This window comes from Acidovorax sp. BoFeN1 (assembly GCF_003345135.1).
Taxonomy (GTDB): Bacteria; Pseudomonadota; Gammaproteobacteria; order Burkholderiales; family Burkholderiaceae_C; genus Acidovorax; species Acidovorax defluvii.
Window position 1 is genome coordinate 1 of sequence record NZ_QOZT01000070.1, and the last position, 21349, is coordinate 21349.

Here is a 21349-nt window from a genome sequence, read left to right on the forward strand (position 1 = left end):
TGGCTGGAGGGCCCCTGGGGGGCTGCGGCAGGGGCTGCGGTGGCCGCCTGGTTCTGGTTTGGCGGCGATTTGTGGCGGGGCGCGCGTGTGCTGCAGTGGCTGCGTTCGGGTGACCTGTCAGCGGTGCCCTCCATTTTTGGCATGTGGGGTGAGGCCACGGACCGGGCGCGGCGCCTGCTGCGCCAGCACCAGGCGCAGGTGAGAGACAGCGACCAGCGCCTGCAGGAAATTCTGGCGGCGCTTCAGGCCACGCCCAACGGCGTTGTCTTGCTCGATGCTGAGGGGCGCATTGAATGGTGTAACCAGATTGCGGCGGCGCAGCTCGGGTTCGATGCCCAGCGCGATGTCATGCAGTCCATTGGCAACCTGGTGCGGGACCCCGATTTCGGCGCCTACTATGCCGCCCAGAACTTCACCCACGAGGTAGTGCTGCAGGGTCGGGACAGCACGCCATCGCGGCCTGTGCGCATTTCGGTGCACCTGCATCCCTATGGCGACGGCCGCAAGCTGCTGCTGACCCGTGATGTCACGGCCCTGGAGCAGGCCGACGCCATGCGCCGTGATTTCGTGGCCAATGTCTCGCACGAAATCCGCACACCGCTCACGGTGCTCACCGGTTTTGTGGAAACCCTGCAAACCCTGCAACTGGACGCAGAAGAGCGTGCCAGGTATCTGGCGATGATGGCCCAGCAGGCGGCGCGCATGCAAAGCGTGGTGCACGATCTGCTGACGCTCTCGCGCCTGGAGGGCAGCCCCTTGCCGGGCATGTCCGAATGGACGCCGGTGCAGGCCCTGATGCAGCGTTGTGAAGAAGAGAGTCGGGCCCTTTCGGCCGTGTTGACGCAAAACCACCAGCGTCACCATGTGCTCCAGTTTCCTGCTGCGCAGGATTTGCGTGCCGCGGGCGATATTGCCGGCGTGCCGTCCGAGTTGCAAAGCGCGCTGTCCAATCTCATCAGCAATGCCGTGCGCTACACACCTGCAGGGGGCACCATCACCGTGCAGTGGCGCTACACGGCCGACGGCAACGCCATTTTTTCCGTGAGCGACACCGGGCCAGGCATTGCGCCAGAGCATATTCCGCGCATCACCGAGCGGTTCTACCGCGTGGACCGCAGCCGGTCTCGGGAAACAGGTGGCACAGGCCTGGGGCTTGCCATCGTCAAACATGCAGTGCAGCGCCATGGCGCCACGCTCGATATCACCAGTGCGCTCGGCAAGGGATCGGTCTTCTCGGTCACGTTTCCCGCGAACCGGCTTCGTCGCCCTGCGCTGCCGGACGGATTGCAACCCACAGCATCAGCACAAACAGCCCTGCCGTGATGGCCAGCGCCAGCGCGCTGGCCGCCCAGAACGGCGCCGGAGACCCCATGGGCGCCCATGGGCCAAACCCATGGTACGCCAGCACATAGCCACCGCCCAGTCCGGCACCCCACAGCAACAGGCAATACACCACCAGGGGTGCGATGGTGACGCGATAACTGCGCAGCACAAAGACACACAGGGTTTGCACGGCGTCGGCAGCGTGGTAGGCCGCAACCCACAGCAGCAGCCCGCCGGTGACGCCCACCACGGCGGCGCTACTGGAATACAGGCCTGCCAAGGCCTCGTTTGCTATTAATAATATAGCTGCTAGCGCAACACCCATAAGGGCTGAAAGCCTAAAACCTATAAAAACAATGCCGCGGGCCTGGGCTGTGTTGCCAGCCCCCAGCCAATAGCTCACCCGCGCACTGGTGGCAATGGCCAGCGACAGTGGCACCATGTACAGTACGGCCGCCACGTTGGCCGCGATCTGGTGTGCTGCGGTGGCCACGGTGCCCTGGCGCGCAATGAACAGGGCCATCAATGTGAACGAAGTCACTTCTACCAGGATGGCAAGCCCCGCAGGAACGCCCAGTCGGGCAAAGCCGAGGATGGTGGGCCAATGGGGGCGTTCCATGCGTTGCCAGATGCGCAGTGGTGCGTAGAGGTCCTGGGTGCGCAGCAGCCAGAACGCCAGCACCAGCATGCTGACATTGACCACGAATGTGGCCCATGCACAGCCCACAACGCCTTGCGCCGGCAGGCCTGCGCCCCCAAAGGTGAACCATATCGACAGCGGCAATTTGATGAACAGCGAGCCCACTTGAAGCCAGGTCACCAGTTGCGGGCGACCAATGGCCTGGTTCAGTGTGCTGTAAATGCGAAAGAGCAGGGCGGGCGGCAGCGCCAGGGCCAGAACCGCCAGGTATTGCCCCACCTCGGCGCGCAATGCCTGTGGCACTTCGGTCCAGCGCAACAGCGGACCGGGCGACAGCAGGATGAACATGCCCACTGCCGATGCCACAGCACACAGGTAAAGTGCCTGGCGCAGCGATTTTCCGATGGCACCGGGGTTGCGCGCGCCCCGCTGTTCGGCCCAGACGGGCATAAGGGCCTGCAAGATCCCCATCAGGGCTACATAGACGCTGATGAAGATCGCCGAGCCCACCGACAGAGCCGCCAGGGAGGCTTCGCCATGGCGTCCGGCCACGATGGTGTCGGTCACGCCAAAGGCCATTACGGCCAGTTGCCCTGTCAGCACGGTCAGGGCGTGGCGGGAAATGATGGACGACTCCGACATCAGTCGGGCGATGCTGCTCTCCGGAACAGCAAGATGAACTCTTTCCTGTCGGTGGGGCGACCGATGGTGGCTTCCCGTGTCCAGAGGTCAGGGTTCACCAGATTTTCGGGCGCTGGCCATGCTTCGTTGTCTGCCACCAGCCAGGGGCAGTCGGTGGTCCTGCTGGCCGGCTGCAGGCGCAGGCTGGCGTGGTATTGCAGCGCGGCCACCTGGGCCCTGCTCAGGCCAACCATCTGCACGCAGCCCGGTTCGGGGCCCAGTGCGGATGCGAGTTGGCTCGCCTGGGGGGCATAGCTGCGGGCGTAGTCCAGCAGCGGAAGCCACAGGGTGGTCAGCAACAGCCAGCCCAGCGCCGCCCCGCTGGCAGGCAATACCAGGCTTTTCCAGATGGCGGCGCGGTTGCGCGCCGCGCGCCACCACACCAGCCTGCACCAGGCCAGCGATGCCGCCAGTGCCACCGCCAGCGCGAGCCATGAGAACTCGGGCGTGAACCCCGGAGCCAGCTTGGCCACGTTGGCTGCGGGCTTTGCCGGCACGCCTGTCTGCATGGCAAACCAGATCACCCAGATGGCCAGGGCCGAGATGCTGAAGAACAGCAAAGTGAACCAGTCGATCAGCGCCGCCATGCTGCGGCGGAATGTGGGCAGCGCAAATGCCGCCAGTGTGGCGATGGCCGGCAAGCCCACCAGCAGGGCCCGGTCTGCCGGTTGTGTGGTGAGCGTGGCGCCCACCGAAACAATTGAGAACCACAGGGGGAGCCACAGGTGGCGGTGCACCTGGCGGTTGAACAGCTGTTTGCGCCAGCGCCACAGCGTCCAGGCGGCCATGGGCCATGCAGGCCACCCGAACCACAGCAGCAGCCGCGCCAGGCTTTTGAACTCTTTGCCCTGGGTGGCCGTGTCGAGCAGGCGCCAGCGCCACAAATCCAGTTGCCACGCCAGCATGGCCGCCAGCACCGTGACGATGGCCAGCATCACCGCCCAGCGCAGACGCCGCTCAGAGGGGGTGGCCGGAGCAAAAGCCACCAGCGCGATGCTGCCCACGCCCAGCAAGGTGGCGAGTGCGGGCGCGCCGGCCAGTGTGAGCCCCGCCATGCCCACCACCATGGCCACGGCCGGTGCCACGGTGTGATAGGGCAAGGTGGCCACGGCAAAGAAGATCAATGTTGCGCATGCAAGCTGTGCCAGATAGCCCGTGGCTTCGTGCGAAAGCTGTGCCAGACCCAGGCAGGCAATCAGGGCCAGCAAGGCGCCATCGGCGATGGCGCGGGAGTAGTCCGAGGGCTTGGCCTCGCCGCCAAAGGCAAACGCCACCGGCTGGGCACCCGGACTGCGCGCCAGGTAGTAAACGCCGTACCAGGTTGCTGCCAGCGTCAGCACCAGCAGCGCCATGAACGGCAGTCGCGCCGCCATTTCGGGTGCCATTAGCCAATCGGGTGTGATCTGGATGGCCCAGGCGCCCAGCCAATACGGCAGCAGACCGTCGGTTTCGGGGGGCATGCCGCCCAGTAGTGGCCGCAGCCATGCGGTGTGCCCGTGCGCCAGCTCTTGCATGTAGCCAAAAGCCGCAACATCGGCGTTCTTCCAGGGGCCCCTGCCCACAAAGCCCGGCACGACATAAGCCAGGCACAGCAACAGCAAGGCCCAGCGGGGAAGCGGGCGAGCGGCGTTCTGGGTAACGATGGCGGGGGTGGGAGAGTTCACGCGTCAGAGGAAGGGCAATGGCTGACTGCCGAGAATAAAGGCAAATCCAAACAAAAAGGCAGCGCGGTTGCCCGTGCTGCCTTCTTGGCGGAAATGCGGCGAATTACTTGGCTGCAGTCTTGCCGAAACGGTTGCGGAAACGCTCCACGCGGCCGCCCATGTTGTCCACGGACTTTTGCGTACCGGTATAGAAAGGATGCGATTCGCTGGAGGTGTCCAGCTTGAACATGGGAAGCTCACGGCCGTCGTCGGTCTTGCCCATTTCCTTGGTGTTCGCGCAAGAGCGGGTCACAAACTTGAAACCGTTGGACAGGTCCACGAACAGAACTTCGCGGTAGTTGGGGTGAATGCCTTCTTTCATGATCAATCCTTGTCAAGTGCGGGAGCCGTGCGGGACCCGAGGCAACCTTTGCCTCGTGAAACATCCAGCGTACTTTCCGCAGAAAAAGCCCACGATTATGGCATAGGCGCGGTTGACGTCATTTTGGGTGGATTGCTGCGCCACTTTTCCCGTGGCGCTTAACTTCGAGCCGCGCTCATGCCACTGCCACCGTGGAACTGGCTCTGCCAGGCCACCGGTGGCGCCCCCCCCTGGGGGGATGACGCCGGTGGCGGCTCTGGGGGCTTACCCGCCTCTTCGCATCATGTCGAAAAACTCGACATTGCTCTTGGTGGCCTTCATGTTCTTGATCATCAGCTCCATGGACTCGATCTCGTCCATGTTGTACATGAACTGGCGCAGGATGCGGGTCTTCTGCAAGATCTCGGGCGCCAACAGCAACTCTTCGCGGCGTGTACCGCTCTTGTTGAGCTCGATAGCGGGGAACACGCGCTTTTCGTACAGGCGGCGGTTCAGGTGGATTTCGCAATTGCCCGTGCCCTTGAATTCTTCAAAGATCACTTCGTCCATGCGGCTGCCGGTATCGACCAGCGCCGTGGCGATGATGGTGAGCGAACCGCCTTCTTCGACCTTGCGCGCCGCGCCAAAGAAGCGCTTGGGGCGCTGCAGTGCGGCGGCGTCCACACCACCCGACAGCACTTTGCCGGATGACGGCACCACGTTGTTGTAGGCGCGGGCAAGGCGGGTGATGGAGTCCAGCAGGATCACCACGTCCTTCTTCAGCTCGACCAGGCGCTTGGCGCGCTCGATCACCATTTCGGCCACATGCACGTGGCGGGCGGCGGGCTCGTCGAAGGTGGAGGCGATGATCTCCCCCTTCACCGTGCGCTGCATTTCGGTCACTTCTTCAGGGCGCTCATCCACCAGCAGCACCATCAGGTGCACGTCGGGGTTGTTGGCCGTGATGGCGTGGGCGATGTGCTGCATCATCACCGTCTTGCCGCTTTTGGGCGGAGCGACGATCAGTGCGCGCTGGCCACGGCCGATGGGGGCAATGATGTCAATGATGCGGCCGGTGATGTTCTCTTCGCTCTTGACGTCGCGCTCCAGGCGCATCTGCTCCTTGGGGAATAGGGGCGTCAGGTTTTCGAACATCACCTTGTGCTTGTTCTGCTCCGGTGAGCCACCGTTGACGGAGTCGAGTTTGTTCAGTGCGAAGTAACGTTCACCGTCTTTGGGTGTACGGACTTCACCTTCGATCATGTCGCCGGTGTGCAGGTTGAAACGACGCACCTGGCTGGGACTGATGTAGATATCGTCCGTGCTTGCCGTGAAGCTCGTGTCGGGGCTGCGCAGAAAGCCGAAACCGTCGGGCAGAATTTCCAGCACGCCGTCGGCAATGATTTGTTCCCCGGTCTTGGCCCGCTTCTTGATGATCGCAAACATCAGCTCCTGCTTGCGCATGCGGCCCGTGTTTTCGATTTCGAGTTCTTCGGCTTGCTTCAGGACTTCAGACACATGCAGTGCCTTGAGTTCGTTTAAGTGCATGGAGTGACTCCTTGGCGGAGCTGGTGTGAATCTTGGGGGAGAGGCGGAAGCTGGGAGAGCCGCTGTTTGCAGCCCCGGCTTGCCTGGGGATCTCGAACCGGTTGCCAATGCGTGCAAGCCGGTGATCTGGTGAAATTATGACAGGAAAAAAATCCGTGCCGACCGCGATGCACAACGATGGCGGTGTCAGGCAAAAAACAAACAGGGCCTTGACCTGGCCAGCGCCCCCGAAACCAGGGCGCTGGCAGGCAGTCCGGAATCAGGCCAGTTGCTGATCAATGAATGCGGTGAGCTGGGCCTTGCTCATGGCGCCCACCTTGGTGGCGGCGAGCTGTCCGTCCTTGAACAGCATCAGCGTGGGGATGCCACGGATGCCGAACTTGGCGGGAATCTCGCGGTTCTCGTCCACATTCATCTTGGCGATTTGCAGCTTGCCTTGGTAGGTGCCTGCCACTTCGTCCAGGATGGGGGCAATCATCTTGCAGGGGCCACACCATTCGGCCCAGTAGTCCACCAGCACCGGGGTGCTGGCCTTGAGCACATCGGCTTCGAAGCTGGCGTCAGAGAGATGTTTGATGAGTTCGCTGGCCATTGCGGATTCCTTGATTTTGAGCGGGTTGCGACCGGTGTACGTTTAAAGTCTGGGCATTGTGACAGAAACCAATCCCACGTTCACCGGTGTGGCCGCGCCTTGCGACGCTATGACAGTCATAGCGAAAAGCGATCAATGCGCGGCGTTGTGGCTGCGCGTGCTGGCACAGGTGCAGGCGCACCTGCACGGGCTGGCGGCCCATCCTGCGCGCACGGTGGTGCTGGTTCCCTATGCGCAGCTCATGCCATGGGCGCAGCGTTACTGGGCCTTGCACCACGCCGACGGATTTACGCCCCGCTTTGAAACCACGCGCAACTGGGCCCGCCAGTTGGCGGCCTTTGTGCCGCTGGGCGATGATCTGGCCGGGGATGTGGCGCGCGACACCCTCACGGCGCGCGCTTTGCTCGATCGGGCCGGTCTGGCCGCGCAACGGGATGTGCTGGCGGTGCCGCTGCAAGAGGCGGCCACCCAGCTGGCGGCTGCAGTGGCGGCCGTTGCGCCTGCGCAGCGCGAGGCCTGGGGCATCCAGGCACGCAGCCTCTTGCCCGCGCCCGACGAGGGCTCGACCCTGAGGTTTGAGGCCGTGCTGGCCCGCATTGCGCTGGAATGGGTGCTGGCCTCGCGCCACGCCACCGATGTGTTGTTCGAGCCTGGCGTGCTCCAGTCGGTGGATGCCCTGGTGGTGCTGCAAGGTTTTCAGGTGGAGCCTCTGGCGCAGGCGCTGCAGGCCCATTGGGGCGACAAGGCGGCGGCCCTGGCGTTGCCGCCTGCGGCAACGGATGGCGCGGTTTCCGCCCACATCGCCCTGCACGCGGCGCAGGATGCCGAAGACGAAGCCCAGTGCGCCGCTGCCTGTGTGCTGGCCCATGTGGTGGCCGGCCGCACCCCGGTGGCCTTGGCGGCCAACGACCGCGCCCTCACGCGCCGCATTGGCGCGCACCTGGCCAGCAGTGGCGTGGCGGTGCGCGATGAAAACGGCTGGACGCTTTCCACCACGCGGGCGGCCTCGCAATTGATGGCCGCGCTCAAGGCCTGCGCCTGGAATGCATCGGCCGATGAGGTTCTGGACTGGCTCAAGCACACGCCGCTGATCGAGTCGTCGGCCCTCAATGCCCTGGAGCGTGCGCTGCGCAAGACCGCAGTGGCCTCGTGGACGGGCGCTGCTGCGCGCGACTGGGCGGACAAGCCCGCCCTGGCCGCCTGCGTGGCCCTGGCCCAGGGCTGGCGCGAGGGCCTGCGTGCGCCGCGCGCTCTGGCGCAGTGGCTGCAGGCCTTGCGTGCCCTGTTGATGGCCAGTGGCCAATGGCCGTTGCTGGAGGCGGATGCCGCAGGCGCCCGTGTGCTGACGGCGCTGCGCCTGCAGGCGGGCCAGGAGGCCGAGCTGGAGGACTGGAGCAGCGCGGGACGCCGCATGTCGCTTGCCGAGTTCACCCGCTGGGCCAACGAGGTGCTGGAGGCCGCGCGTTTTGTCCCCGCCCTGGAAGGTGATGCGCCGGTGATTGTTCTGCCCATGCCCCAGTTGCTGGCCCGGCCGTTTGCCGCGCTGGTGCTGCCTGGCTGCGATGAAAAACGCCTGCAGCCCTCGCCCGAGCCCCTGGGCGACTGGACCCAGGCGCAGCGCCAGGCTTGGGGCCTGCCCACGCGCGAATCGCTGGAAGCCGCACAGCGCGCCGCGTGGCAGTACGCGCTGCAGACACCGGCGGTGGATGTGCTTTGGCGCACGGGCGACGAAGGCGGTGAGCCCTTGCTGGCCAGCGCGCTGGTGCTGGCGCTGCACCTCGATGGCACGGCCAGCAAGGGCGCGGATGGCCGCAGCCAGCGCGCGGTCGTGGCCCACCCCACAGCGCGGCCCTTGCCTGATGGCAGCGCGCTGCCGGTGGTGCGCCTGTCGTCCACCGCGTACTCCGACCTGCGGCATTGCCCCTACCGCTTTTTTGCACTGCGTCAGCTGGGCCTGCAAGAGGCCGACGAACTGGCGGCTGAAGTGGACAAGCGCGACTTTGGCAACTGGCTGCACGCGGTGCTGCAGCACTTTCATGAGGAACTGCTGGCCCACCCGACGGACGACGCAGCCACCCGCGTGGCCCGCATGGACAGCGCGGCGCAAGCCGTCACGCGGCAGCAAGGCCTGGGAGAGGGCGATTTCTTGCCGTTCGCCGCAGGCTGGCCGCAGGTGCGCGATGGCTATTTGCGCTGGCTTGCGCAGCATGAGCAGGCCGGGGGGCATTTCCGGCAGGCCGAGGTGCAGACCACCCAGCCGCTGGGCGCCCTGCAGCTGGTGGGCACCATCGACCGCATCGATGCCGTCTCGTCCACCGGTGAGCCCACGCCGCTGGTCATCGACTACAAGACCGAGAACGATACCGTCACGCGCAAACGCATTGGCGCGGGCGCTGAAGACACCCAGCTCGCGTTCTACGCCGCCTTGCTGAGCCACGACACGCTGCGCGCCGCCTACGTGAATGTGGGTGAACGCGGCGAGACGCAGATGCACGAACAGGACGAGGTGGTGCACCTGCGCGACCTGCTGGTCGAAGGCATCCAGCACGACTTCGCTCGCATTGCAGCAGGTGCACCGATGCCCGCCCTGGGCGAGGGCGCCGTGTGCGACTACTGCGCCGCGCGCGGCCTTTGCCGAAAAGACTTCTGGAATGACTGAACAAGCCGCGTACGAACACAACGGCCAGCCCGTCTCACGCGAGGCGTTTTACGCCATCGCCTGCGACCCCGCGCGCAGCGTGGCGGTGGAAGCCTGCGCGGGCGCGGGCAAGACCTGGATGCTGGTCTCGCGCATGCTGCGGGCCTTGCTCGACGGTGCCGCGCCGCACGAGATTCTGGCCATCACCTTCACCAAGAAGGCGGCGGGCGAAATGCGCCAGCGCCTGCAGGAATGGCTGGAGGCCTTTGCTGAAGCGCCGCTGGATGAGCTGACGCGTGAGCTGGTTGCAAGGGGAATCAGCCCCGAGCGCGCTCTGGATAAGCGCGAGGCGCTACAAAATTTATACCGCCAGATGCTGGCCAGCGGCCGCCCGGTGCAGATCCGCACCTTCCACAGCTGGTTTGCCGCGCTGCTCGGCACGGCCCCGCTGGCGCTGCTGCAGGCGCAGGGCCTGCCCGCCAACTTTGAGCTGCTTGAAGACGATGCCGAGGCCGTGCGCGAGGTGTGGGGCCCGTTCCTGCACGCCGTTGCCACCAGCGCCAGCCAGCGCGCCGACTACGAGGCCGTGGTGGCCCGCCATGGCCGTTCGCAAACCCACAAGGCGCTGGCAGCGGCGCTGTCCAAGCGGGTGGAGTTTGACCTGGCCGATGGGGCGGGTGTGGTCGATGCCTCGGTGCCGCCGTTCCAGGTGCACTGCCCGGAACTGGCCGCTTTCAACGAGCCCGCCGACGCGCTGCAGAGCGACGCCTGCCACCAGCGCTGGCTGGCCCGCGCCAAGGCGCTGGGGGCCGAGTCCAACAAGACGCCGCAAAAGGCGGCCGACGCCATCATCGATGCGCTGGCCTGTAGCGACCTGAACCTGCGCCTCGATCTGTTGCGCAAGGCCATGTTCGTCGCCAAGGAAGACCGCCTTTCCAAGAACCTCGAAAAATTCCCCGCCGCGCAGGAGGCCGAGCCCGAGCTGCAGCGCCTGCTCACCGCGCGCCGCCAGCACGACGCCTGGCAGCACCAGCAGCGCATGGCCCGGCTGGCGCGCTGTCTGATTGCGGAGTTTGCCGCCGTCAAGCACCAGCATGGCTGGGTGGACATGAACGATGTGGAGCGCACCGCGCTGGTCATGCTGGCTGACCCGATCCTCTCGGGCTGGGTGCAAGAGCGCCTGGATGCGCGCATCCGCCACCTGCTGGTCGATGAGTTCCAGGACACCAACCCGCTGCAGTGGCAGGCGCTGCATGCCTGGCTGTCGGGCTATGCGGGCTCGGGCGGTGGAGCGGCCGCGCCCAGCGTGTTCATCGTGGGCGACCCCAAGCAGAGCATCTACCGCTTTCGCCGTGCCGAGCCACAGGTGTTCATTGCCGCACAGGCTTTTGTGCGCGACGGGCTGGGTGGCGACCTGCTCAGCTGTGACCACACGCGCCGCAACGCGACGGGCTTGATCGCCGCCGTGAACCACGTGATGGGCGCGGCCCAGGCGCAGGGCGAGACCAGCGGGTTCCGCGATCACACCACCGAATCCAAAGACCCCGGCGTGTTGCTGCGCCTGCCCGCCATCCTGCCCCCGGATAGCGCCGGTGGTGGCAGCGCCGACCCGTTGGCCTGGCGCGACAGCCTGACCGAGCCGCGCCATGAGCCCGAAGAAACCCAGCGCATGCGTGAATGCACACAGGCCGCCGCCTGGGTGGCCGCGCAAATCGCCGCAGGCACGCCGCCCAACGAAGTGCTGGTGCTGGCCCGCAAGCGCGACCGGCTCGCCGCCATGCAAGAGGCCTTGCGCGCGCTGCACCTGCCCTGCGTGCAGCCCGAAAAGGCCGATTTGTTTGACGCACCCGAGGTGCAGGACGTGGTGGCGCTGCTAGATGCACTGGTCTCCACCGGGCACGACCTCTCACTGGCGCGTGCGCTCAAGTCGCCGCTGTTTGGTATGGGCGACGAATTGTTGGTGGCCCTGGCCACACTGCGTCGCCAGCCAGAGCACGCGGGCACCAGCTGGTTCGATTTGCTTCAAAAAAGTGAGCTACTAGCGCTTGGTGCACAAGCGCTAGCGGCCAATTTGACTCAATACAAGGCCTGGGTGGATGCTCTGCCGCCGCACGATGCGCTGCACGCCATCTACCAGCATGGCGACGTGCTGGCCCGGTTTGCCGCAGCCGCCCCGGCCGCGCAGCGCATGGCGGTGCTGGCCAACCTGCGCGCGCTGCTGGCGGCATCGCTGCAGCACGATGGCGGCCGCTACCTGACGCCCTATGCCTTTGTACGCGCCATGAAAAAGGGCGGCGTGCGCGCGCCCGGCCGGGTGGATGCGCAGGCCGTGCGCCTGCTCACCGTGCACGGCGCCAAGGGGCTGGAGGCGCGCTGCGTGCTGCTGCTGGACACCGACACCCGCCCGCAAAAGGCCGAGACCATGGGCGTGCTGGTCGATTGGCCCGGCGAGAAAACCGAGCCCGCAGGTTTTGTCTTTCTGGCCAGCGAATCGAGCCCGCCCCCCAGCGCCGAAACCGCCCTGGCCGCCGAGCAACAGGCCCGCCAGCGCGAAGAACTCAACATGCTCTACGTGGCCATGACGCGCGCCAAACACTGCCTGGCGTTGTCGTCCGTGTTGCCCAGCGTGTCAGCGCCGGGCAGTTGGTGGAACCGGCTGGAGCCGCTGCTGGCGGATGCGCAGCTGCTGGGCGTGGCGGGCGCGGCTGAGGTGCCTGGCGGCGACGGTGATGCGGTTGCCAGCGGGGCGCACGACCATTTCACCTTGGCCGAGCTGCCCGTGCTCCCGGCGCACTTGCGTGCCGCACCCCGTGCCGTGGCCGAGGGTGTGGACGAAGGCTTGGATGCGGCCGACTCCGGGGCATCCCTGTCCACCCCATCATCACGCCTGGGCGAGGCCATGCACCAGTTGCTGGAGCAGGCCGGTGTAGCGGGGGCCCCGCTGGCCGACCTGCGCACCCAGGGCTGGCCCGCGGCCCGCGTGGCGCGGCTGGCGCAGGACTTTGACATCACCGTGGGCGCCGCGCGCACTGCCGCCCAGACCGCCCAGCGCATTCTGGCGGGCGAGGGCGCTTGGGCCTGGGATGCCACCATGGTGGACACCACCATCAACGAAGCTCCGCTGCGCTACCAGGGCCAAAGCCTGCGCATCGACCGCCTGGTGCACTGCCACCAGCCGCCCGAGCGCGCGGGCTGGTGGGTGCTGGACTACAAAAGTGCCGCCGAGCCCGAGCGCCAGCCCGCTTTGATGGCCCAGTTGCAGCGCTACCGTGCGGCGGTGTCGGGGCAAGTTCCTGGCGAGCGCGTGTGGGCAGCCTTTCTAACGGGCGACGGGCGCATGGTGCGCGTGCATGGCGATGCCGGCAGCGCCGACGAGGGTGCCCTGGTGGCGGGCACCGGGCAGGGGGCGGGGAGCGTGCGGCATACTCTCGCCCCCGCTGCGCAGTCCACTGCGGCGGCATCCACACACGCGCCACCGGCCGCGCCCGGCATGGACGGCGCAGGTGGTGGCCCATCTCAGAGCGCTGTTCAGGGCTCGCTGTTCTGAACGCTGCGCGTTTTCGATTGATTCAAAGGTTTTCTCATGAATGCTCCTTCCGACCTGACTCCTGATGTGGCCTCCCATGTGCGCTGCGACGTCGCCATCGTGGGCGGCGGCCCGGCAGGGCTGATGGCGGCCGAGGTGCTGGCGCAGGCCGGTGTGGCCGTGCACCTGTTCGATGCCATGCCCTCGGTGGGCCGCAAGTTTTTGCTGGCGGGCAAGGGCGGGCTCAATCTCACGCATTCCGAGCCGCATGAGCCTTTTGCCAGCCGCTATGCCGGGCGCCAGCCGCAGATCGAGCCGCTGATCCGGGCGTTTGGTGGCCCCGAGGTGCGGGCCTGGGCGCAGGGGCTGGGGGTGGAAACCTTCGTGGGCACATCGGGCCGCGTGTTCCCGGCCGACATGAAGGCCGCGCCCCTGCTGCGCGCCTGGCTGCAGCGCCTGCGCGCGCAGGGTGTGCAGTTCCACATGCGCCACCGCTGGCTGGGTTGGGCCGATGGCGGTGCGTTGCGTTTTGCCGCGTCTGCAGGCGAGGTGCAGGTGACGGCCAGGGCGGTGGTGCTGGCGCTGGGCGGTGGCAGCTGGGCACGCCTGGGGTCCGACGGCGCCTGGGTGCCGCTGCTGGCACAGCGCGGCGTGGCCGTGGCGCCGCTGCGTCCGTCCAACTGTGGCTTTGATGTGTTGCGGGCTGATGCGCCCGTGGGTGAAACCCGCCGTGCGTTTTTTCAGGAGCTGATCGGCCGCACGCCCACACCCGCAGTGGGCTGGTCGCCGCATTTTGCCGAGCGTTTTGTCGGCCAGCCTTTCAAGACCGTGGCGCTCAGCTTCACCGACAGCCAGGGCCGCAGCTTCAACCGGCGGGGCGAGTTTGTCGTTACGGCCACGGGGGTGGAGGGCAGCCTGGTCTATGCCGCATCGCAGTTGCTGCGCGACGAGATCGAGGCCCATGGCCACGCCACGTTCCATCTGGATCTGTTGCCCGACCACAGCCCCGAGCGTGTGCTGGTCGAGGTGCGCCACCCGCGTGGCTCACGCTCGCTGTCCAGCCACCTCAAGAGCCGTCTGGGGCTGGATGGCATCAAGGCGGGCGTTTTGTACGAACACCTGGGCAAGGACGGCATGAACGACCCGGTGGCGCTGGCCCACGCGATCAAGGCATTGCCCATCACCGTGGTGGCCACCCGTCCGCTGGACGAGGCCATCAGCACGGCGGGCGGTGTGGCGTTCGAGGCGCTGGATGAGCACCTGATGGCCACTGCCGCGCCCGGCGTGTTCTGCGCCGGCGAAATGCTCGACTGGGAGGCGCCCACCGGTGGTTACCTGCTCACAGCCAGTCTGGCCAGCGGCGTGCAGGCAGGGCGCGGGGTTTTGGCGTTTTTGGGCTCTGGCGCTTGATGGTAAAGCGCTAATAGCTATTAAAAATATAGCATTCGATGCGGGGGCAGACGATGCGCCCGCACCGGTGCCGGACGGGCCCATCGCAGGCGCAGTCACCTCGCACCTGACATGACCGCGTTGAGCCGTTGATGGGGCTGGCGACCAGGCCTACCAGCGGCGCACCGGGCCCGTGTCCACATGCACGAACTGCTCGCGGGGGTAAAACCCCACGCCGCCCATGCCCAGCGACAGCGCCGCATCGCGCAAGTCGGCCAGCGGCACGCCGGGCAGGCGCACGTCGATGGCCTTGCCGTCCATGTGCAGGCTGCGCTTGGCCACACCACCGCCCCGCGTGGTGCGCAGGGTGTGGTTGGTCGCAGGGCTGCGGTAGCCGGAGATCACCTGGAACGGCTGCTGCACCCGCAATTCCTGGCGGATCTGGTGCAGCAGGTGGAACAACCGGGGGTCCATCAGACCCGCCTCGCCACTGTAATGGTCGCGCAGGAAGTGGTTGAGACTGGTCAACGCCTCGGGCAGAAACTGCTCGCCCAGGGCATACACGAGGGCCAGGCGTTCGCTGGTGTGGGTGTGGTCAAACGCCAGGCTGCGCGCACCGGGCAGGCTGGCCAGGGCGGGCTGCGCCAGCGGCAGCAGGGCCCCGGTCATCAGCCAGCGGCCGCCCGTGCCCAGGAAACGGCGACGGCCGGGTTTCAGGGGGGCAAGAGGCTGTGTCATGGCATGTCCCAAAAAATCGGTGAAACCTGTTTGTACATTGTGCAGTGGCTCACAGGCCGAGCCTGGCGCGCAGGCGACGCTGTTCGGACTGCTGGCGCAGGGCCCGGTCGAGCAACTTGTCCTGGCCGTACAGGTCGGCAAAGAAGTGTGTCTTTCCCTGCTTGACGATGGCGGTGCTGTAGGCAATCACCACAGGCAGCGGATCGGCCAGGCGCAGCGTGGCCGACTGGCCGCGGGCCATGGCCTCGCGGATGCGTGGTTCGGGCCAGGCAGGATCGTTGTGCAACACAAACCGGGCGAGCGCCACAGGGTCTTCGATGCGGATGCAGCCATGGCTGAAATCCCGCCGGTCGCGCTGGAACAGCAGCGGCGCGGGCGTGTGGTGCAGGTAAATATGGTTGTTGTTGGGAAACACGAACTTGATGTCGCCCAGCGCGTTTTTTGGCCCGGGACGCTGGCGGATGCGCATCTGCCCGCGCAGCACGGCGTCCAGGTGCTCGGCTGCCAGCGTGGTGTGCACCTGCCCATTGGCGCCCACAAACTCCATGCCTTGCTGCTGAAGATAGCCGGGGTCGCGCCGCAGCCGGGGAATGGTTTCGCTGCGCGCGATGGACGGCGGAATGTTCCAGTAGGGGCTGAATTCGATGAAGCGCATGTCCTCGTCAAACAGCGGCGTGCGGGTGTCCAGGGCCTTGCCCACGATCACCTTCATGGCCAGTTGCAGCGATACCCGCCCGTCTTGCACCTCGTAGGCGCGCAGCATGAACTCGGGGATGTTGACCACGATCATGCGGGGGCCGCGCAGCAGGGGCGTCCAGCGCAGGCGCTCCATGGCCAGCGCGATCTGGTGTGCGCGGGCCGCGGGCGAAACGGCCAGCGCATCCAGCGTGCCCTTGCCGATCACGCCGTCGGTGGCCAGGGCGTGGCGCTCCTGAAAGGCCTTTACGCCGTTTTGCAATGCTTCGTCGTAGAGGGCGGGGGGCTGTGCGTCCGGTGGCAGGTCCCCCAGCACCACCAGGCGCTGCGTCAACTGCGCAAGGCCCGCCCAGGCCTGGCCGGGTTCGAGCTTGCGGCCTGGCAGCGGCGGCAGGGGCGTGTCCCAGGCGGCAGGATTGCTCAGGGCCCGGTAGCGGGCCAGCTCGCCGCGCAGGCTGGCATACAGCGGCACCTTGGGTGTGGCCGCACGCACGGCATCGGCCAGTGCGGGGGGCGGTGCGATAGCTTCCTGCACGGCAGTGGCGGGCGCGGAGACCGGGAGCGCTGTGGGGGTATAGTTCTGGTGAATCTGGCGCGGATCGATCCGACCCGAGCGCAGGTCACTGAGGTAGCTCTGCACGGCGGTGGTGAGCGCGTCTTCGAGCTGCAGCGCAGCGTCAGCACCCAACGCGGGGCCCTGGGCCGCCCCCGCCACGGCCTGTGCCAGCCATGCGGCCTGGTAATCCTCGGGTTGAAGACCTTCGGCGGCGGCCGCCGCCAGCATGTTCACGGCCTGCTGCGCGGCGGGCGCGGGGCGCCCATCCACCAGCCAGGGTGTGGCGCCCAGCATGGGGGGGAACACTGCAAGCCATAGCGCCAGCAACGCTGTGCGCAGATTCGCAGGGGTTCCAGGGCAGCGGGGCAAGGCGGACGAAATAACCAGCAAGGGGCTGCAAACACGACGCATCGTTGTCAATGGTCACTCATTCCGGGCCACTCGCCGACCAGGCCGCAGGCCGGACACTGTGCGTAGAGACTGGCATTGACGTGAAACTTGGCTTGATGCTTGTCGGTCTCCGGCGCCTTGTCATGGGCTTCTCCGTCGATTTCCACCAGCCCTGTGGCGTGGCAGCGGGGGCACTTGGCAACGGCCAGGGCCGCCAGGGGATTGAAGTTTTCTGCGAACACGGGCACCTCGTCGGTTGTGTGGTGGCGTCAGGGTTTGGGCAACCCTGCCTGTCGCATTATCTGAAATAAGTTGACGAGCCTTACCCCCGGCACTGGCTCCACAGTTAGGGCTGCTTGGTTCCCCACCTGACCCGGTTGGCCGCTTCACCATGCGGGGAGGCCCGTCAGGATGAGATTCTACCCCCTGAATGGCTGCGCCGTTCGGTGCCCGCCGCCAGAGGCGGGGATCTTCAGGCTGTCCAGGCAGGCTCGGGGCCGCAGTCTTCAGCCCTTTCTCTCGCGATTCACAGGGGAAGGGGGACGAAGTCGCCGCGGCGAGGCGGCCCATGCGCGGCATCCCTTGCATATTGCGCGCCAGTGTCGGGTGGCGGAAGGCGTAAGAGGTTGCGGGGAGCCGCACCAAAACCCAACAGGTCACGGGCCGTAGAATCGCCGGCATGTCCTACATCGTGCTCGCCCGCAAGTACCGCCCCCGCAATTTCACCGAAATGGTGGGGCAGGAGCATGTGGTGCAGGCCCTCACCAACGCGCTCACGCAGCAGCGCCTGCACCACGCCTATCTGTTCACCGGCACGCGCGGTGTGGGCAAGACAACGGTGTCGCGCATCCTTGCCAAGTCGCTCAACTGCCAGGGACCAGACGGGCAGGGCGGCATCACGGCCACGCCGTGTGGCGTGTGCTCGGCGTGCACGGACATCGACAGTGGCCGCTTTCCCGATTACACCGAGCTCGATGCCGCATCGAACCGGGGCGTGGACGAGGTGCAGAGCCTGCTGGAACAGGCGGTTTACAAGCCGGTGCAGGGCCGCTTCAAGGTCTTCATGATCGACGAAGTGCACATGCTCACGAACACGGCGTTCAACGCCATGCTCAAGACGCTCGAAGAGCCGCCGGAATACCTCAAGTTCGTGCTGGCCACGACCGACCCGCAGAAGGTGCCTGTCACCGTCCTCTCACGCTGTCTGCAGTTCAACCTGCGCCCCATGGCACCCGAAACCGTGCTGTCGCACCTCACGCAGGTGCTGGCCTCCGAGAACGTATCCGCCGAGCCCCAAGCCCTGCGCCTGCTCTCGCGCGCGGCGCGGGGCTCCATGCGCGATGCGCTGTCGCTCACCGACCAGGCCATTGCTTTTGGCAGCGGCCAGTTGCAGGAAGCCGCCGTGCGCCAGATGCTGGGGGCGGTGGACCGCTCGTATGTGTTCCGGCTCATCGATGCGCTGGCCCAGGGCGATGGCAAAACCGTGGTGGAAACCTCGGACACGCTGCGCCTCAATGGCCTGTCGGCCGCCTCCACGCTGGAAGAGATGAGCGCCGTGCTCCAGCGCATGGCCGTTTACCAGGCCGTGCCGCAGATGGCGGGCGCGGTGGACGCCGATGACCCCGAAGCGGCAGAAACCGCGCGCCTCGCAGCCCTGATGCCAGCCGATGAAACCCAGCTGCTCTACAGCCTGTGCCTGCATGGGCGCGGCGAGCTGGGCCTGGCGCCCGATGAATACGCAGCGCTGACCATGGTGCTGCTGCGTCTGCTGGCCTTCAAGCCCAGCGGCGAACCGGCTGAAAAAAAAACTCTGACGCCGCCTGAAGCGCCTCCCGGCGCGGCTGAACCAGGGCCCCGCACCGCTGCGGCAGGTGTCGCACCCGTCGCGCCAAGCCCTTCGAAGGCGCAGCCGCAAGAGGCGCTCACGCAGCCCGTATATGAACAAAAAAAGGCGCTAGCGCCCGTCCCGCAAGCGCAGTCAGCTACTTATTCAATAGCAGAGCCTGTCGCGCAGCCGGTTGTGCAGTCCCCGCAGGCACCAGCTGCGGTGGCCGCCATGCCCGCTGCCACTGCCTTGCCCGTGCGCAGCAGCAATGAGTTTGAGGAAAAACAGCCTGCAGCCCAATCGAGGCAAGCGCAAGCAGCTCCTGAATTCGTAGCGATTCCCGTGCGTGTGTCACCAGAACCCGGTGCGCGCCTGCAGCCCCATGCGCATTCCAAACCGGTGCTGGCCTCGGCCCGCTACACCCCCACCGAAGAAGGCGATGTGTGGCACAGCACCGTGCAGCAGCTGGTGGCGGCCGAGGCCATTACCGCTCTGGTGCGCGAGCTGGCCTTGCAGTCCCAGCTGGTGGCGCGCGATGCCGGGCACTGGCTGCTGCGCGTCGAGCGCGAATCGCTCAACCAGCCCCAGGCCCGCGAGCGCCTGCGCGCCGCACTGGATGCTGCGGGCCATGCCAGCCAGATCAGCGTGGAACTGGGCGTGGTGATTGATAGCCCCGCCCGCCGCAATGCCGCCGCCGCCGCCGAGCGCCAGCGCGTGGCCGAAGACATCGTGATGAACGACCCCTATGTGCAGTCGCTGGTGCGCGACTACGGCGCGAAAATCGTGCCGGGCAGCATCAAGCCTGCATGACCGACCACCATTCAACCCATTCAACAGAAACTGAAAAGGAAACCACACCATGTTCAACAAGGGACAACTCGCCGGCCTCATGAAGCAAGCCCAGGCCATGCAGGACAACCTCAAGAAGGCCCAGGACGAACTGGCCTTCATCGAGGTGGAAGGCGAATCGGGCGCTGGCCTGGTGAAGGTGCTGATGACCTGCAAGCACGATGTCAAGCGCATCACCATCGACCCCAGCCTGCTGGCCGAAGACAAGGACATGCTGGAAGACCTGGTGGCGGCTGCGTTCAATGCAGCGGTGCGCAAGGCCGAGGAGACTTCGCAGGAGAAGATGGGCAAGCTCACCCAAGGCATGCCAGGCCTCCCCGGCGGCATGAAATTCCCGTTCTGAGGCTGGCTACCGAGCGGGCGATCTGCGTCGTTGGGCGGTGCTTGGAATCCTCACGTACTGCAAGTACGTTCCGGTGGCTGCGCTCCGTCCGCCTAGCAGCTCATCCCGCTCGCTACGCCCTTGAGGGTGGGGTGTGAAGGCGGGGAGATTTTTTTCTCACTCTCGTTCGGGCTGAATCAAGCCGGGGCTGCAACACTCCATCGGTCGGGCTGAGCTTGACGAAGCCTGGTTCCGCATACACCTCCCAATGTCACCCGGATTGCCTGCCCACCCATGTCCTCCACCAACGCCCTTGAAGTCTTGATCCAGGCGCTGCGCCGTTTGCCGGGGGTGGGGGTCAAATCTGCGCAGCGCATGGCGTTTCATTTGATGCAGCATGACCGCGATGGGGCAGAGGCCTTGTCGATGGCGCTGCACCATGCGGTGCAGAACGTGCATCACTGTGCACGCTGCCACACGTTCACCGAAGACGATATCTGCAGCACCTGTCTGGACCCGGAGCGGGATGCGACGCGGCTGTGCGTGGTCGAGACACCGGCGGACCAGTCGGCGCTGGAGCGCACGGGCGCCTTCAAGGGGCTGTATTTTGTGTTGATGGGGCGGCTCAGCCCGCTTGACGGTATCGGTCCCAAGGAAATTGGCTTGCACAAGCTCATGGAGCGCGCCTCCAACGGCGTGGTGCAGGAGGTGATCCTTGCCACCAACTTCAACGCTGAGGGAGAGGCCACGGCCCATGTGATCAGTGAGACGCTCAAGAGCCGGGGCCTGCATGTCACGCGGCTGGCACGGGGCGTGCCCGTGGGCAGCGAACTCGAGTATGTCGACCTGGGCACCATCGCCCATGCACTGGTAGACCGCCGATAGCCCTTTGGTCGCTAGAATACTCCCGAATTAATAGCGGACAGCGCTTGTCGGTGCTGCGCTAGATCCGTCTAAGGGCAAAAATGAATTCCTTGCATGTGGCGCGTTTCACGGTGGCCTACTGGTGCGTTTTCGTCGCCGTGCTGCTGCCCCTGGTGTGCGCCTGGCTGGCCAAGAGCGGCGGCTTTGGCAAGCCGCGCCGCGAGGGTGGCTATGACAACCACGACCCGCGTGCCTGGATGGCCCGCCAGACCGATTGGCATGCCCGCGCCAACGCAGCCCAGGCCAACAGTTTCGAGGCGCTGCCGTTTTTTATGGTAGCCGTCATCATTGCGCACCAGTTGAGGGCAGGGCAGACCTTGCTCGATATCCTGGCGTTCTTGTTCGTCATGCTGCGCATTTTCTACATCATGATGTATGTCTCCGACATGCCCAAGGCCCGCAGCATGGTCTGGGGCGCGGGTTTCATGGTGAATATCGCGATTTTCTTCATCGGCTACCGCTAAAAGCGTGCGGGCTGCGGCCTGCCGAAGTACGTAGAAATCCTCAGGGTTGGACCCTGATGCGCCCACCCAGGTGCTGGGGCACGATTGTTGCATTGCAGCAATTGCTCCTGTCTACCTCCGGTCAACTTTCCCTCATGGATTTTCCTCCTGTCACCCGCCGTGCCTTCGGTGCCCTGTCTGCCTTGTCGGCAGTAGCGGCGTGCACCAACGCCTCCTGGGCGCAGGTGCCGGGTGGGGGGGCGGG

16 protein-coding genes and 1 other RNA gene are annotated in these 21349 nt (G+C 66.0%); 8 read left to right on the forward strand and 9 right to left on the reverse strand.

Annotated elements, in window-relative coordinates; genetic code table 11:
• A partial coding sequence (gene phoR / locus DTW89_RS14475; protein WP_114656459.1) for a phosphate regulon sensor histidine kinase PhoR occupies positions 1–1323 on the forward strand: 1323 nt, incomplete at its 5' end.
• Here the strand turns inward: phoR and DTW89_RS14480 are convergent.
• The 5 genes from DTW89_RS14480 to trxA form a co-directional block, all read right to left on the reverse strand.
• Positions 1238–2605 carry an MATE family efflux transporter gene (locus tag DTW89_RS14480; RefSeq protein WP_114656460.1) on the reverse strand — a complete coding sequence of 456 codons (1368 nt, stop codon included), beginning with the start codon at positions 2603–2605 and terminating at the stop codon, positions 1238–1240. The genes phoR and DTW89_RS14480 overlap by 86 nt on opposite strands.
• Positions 2605–4308 (reverse strand): ArnT family glycosyltransferase, encoded by a 1704-nt coding sequence (locus tag DTW89_RS14485; protein WP_114656461.1) that lies wholly within the window; start codon positions 4306–4308, stop codon positions 2605–2607. The genes DTW89_RS14480 and DTW89_RS14485 overlap by 1 nt, the downstream gene beginning before the upstream one ends.
• Positions 4309–4411: 103 nt before the next feature.
• A complete protein-coding gene (locus DTW89_RS14490; RefSeq protein WP_024814679.1) occupies positions 4412–4669 on the reverse strand; it encodes a type B 50S ribosomal protein L31 in 258 nt (85 codons plus the stop codon).
• Between the two features lie 264 nt (positions 4670–4933).
• Positions 4934–6196 (reverse strand): transcription termination factor Rho, encoded by a 1263-nt coding sequence (gene rho, locus DTW89_RS14495; protein WP_024814680.1) that lies wholly within the window; start codon positions 6194–6196, stop codon positions 4934–4936.
• 259 nt (positions 6197–6455) lie between these two features.
• On the reverse strand, positions 6456–6788 hold the full coding sequence (gene trxA, locus DTW89_RS14500) for a thioredoxin TrxA (RefSeq protein WP_024814681.1): 333 nt from the start codon (positions 6786–6788) through the stop codon (positions 6456–6458).
• Between the two features lie 109 nt (positions 6789–6897).
• Between trxA and DTW89_RS14505 the strand changes: the two genes are divergently transcribed.
• The 3 genes from DTW89_RS14505 to DTW89_RS14515 are packed head-to-tail and all read left to right on the forward strand — an operon-like array spanning position 6898 to position 14362.
• Positions 6898–9447 (forward strand): PD-(D/E)XK nuclease family protein, encoded by a 2550-nt coding sequence (locus DTW89_RS14505; RefSeq protein WP_114656462.1) that lies wholly within the window; start codon positions 6898–6900, stop codon positions 9445–9447.
• Positions 9440–12973, forward strand: coding sequence for a UvrD-helicase domain-containing protein (locus tag DTW89_RS14510; RefSeq protein WP_236637155.1), 3534 nt, complete (start codon positions 9440–9442; stop codon positions 12971–12973). Before DTW89_RS14505 ends, DTW89_RS14510 begins: the two co-directional genes overlap by 8 nt.
• A 36-nt stretch (positions 12974–13009) precedes the next feature.
• The gene (locus DTW89_RS14515; RefSeq protein WP_114656463.1) at positions 13010–14362 is read left to right on the forward strand and encodes a TIGR03862 family flavoprotein; all 1353 of its coding nucleotides are present in this window, start codon (positions 13010–13012) and stop codon (positions 14360–14362) included.
• 150 nt (positions 14363–14512) lie between these two features.
• Here DTW89_RS14515 and DTW89_RS14520 read toward each other — a convergent pair whose 3' ends face one another.
• From DTW89_RS14520 to ffs, 4 genes are all read right to left on the reverse strand, one after another.
• Complete coding sequence (locus tag DTW89_RS14520; RefSeq protein ID WP_024814685.1) at positions 14513–15079, reverse strand: YcbK family protein; 567 nt, start codon at positions 15077–15079, stop codon at positions 14513–14515.
• 49 nt (positions 15080–15128) lie between these two features.
• Positions 15129–16625 (reverse strand): L,D-transpeptidase family protein, encoded by a 1497-nt coding sequence (locus DTW89_RS14525; protein WP_114656464.1) that lies wholly within the window; start codon positions 16623–16625, stop codon positions 15129–15131.
• A 122-nt stretch (positions 16626–16747) separates the two neighbouring features.
• On the reverse strand, positions 16748–16963 hold the full coding sequence (locus DTW89_RS14530) for a hypothetical protein (protein ID WP_147277664.1): 216 nt from the start codon (positions 16961–16963) through the stop codon (positions 16748–16750).
• Between the two features lie 69 nt (positions 16964–17032).
• Positions 17033–17129, reverse strand: an RNA gene (gene ffs / locus DTW89_RS14535) — signal recognition particle sRNA small type.
• A 271-nt stretch (positions 17130–17400) separates the two neighbouring features.
• On the opposite strand from ffs, the gene dnaX reads away from it, so the two are divergent.
• The 4 genes from dnaX to DTW89_RS14555 all read left to right on the forward strand — a co-directional run bounded on the left by dnaX (position 17401) and on the right by DTW89_RS14555 (position 21105).
• On the forward strand, positions 17401–19356 hold the full coding sequence (dnaX, locus tag DTW89_RS14540; protein WP_114656466.1) for a DNA polymerase III subunit gamma/tau: 1956 nt from the start codon (positions 17401–17403) through the stop codon (positions 19354–19356).
• A 49-nt stretch (positions 19357–19405) separates the two neighbouring features.
• Entirely contained in the window at positions 19406–19738 is a 333-nt protein-coding gene (locus tag DTW89_RS14545; protein ID WP_024814689.1) for a YbaB/EbfC family nucleoid-associated protein, read from the forward strand.
• A 273-nt stretch (positions 19739–20011) separates the two neighbouring features.
• Positions 20012–20602, forward strand: a complete 591-nt coding sequence (recR, locus tag DTW89_RS14550) for a recombination mediator RecR (protein ID WP_024814690.1) — start codon at positions 20012–20014, stop codon at positions 20600–20602.
• 80 nt (positions 20603–20682) lie between these two features.
• On the forward strand, positions 20683–21105 hold the full coding sequence (locus tag DTW89_RS14555) for an MAPEG family protein (protein WP_114656467.1): 423 nt from the start codon (positions 20683–20685) through the stop codon (positions 21103–21105).
• Positions 21106–21349 lie beyond the last annotated feature (244 nt).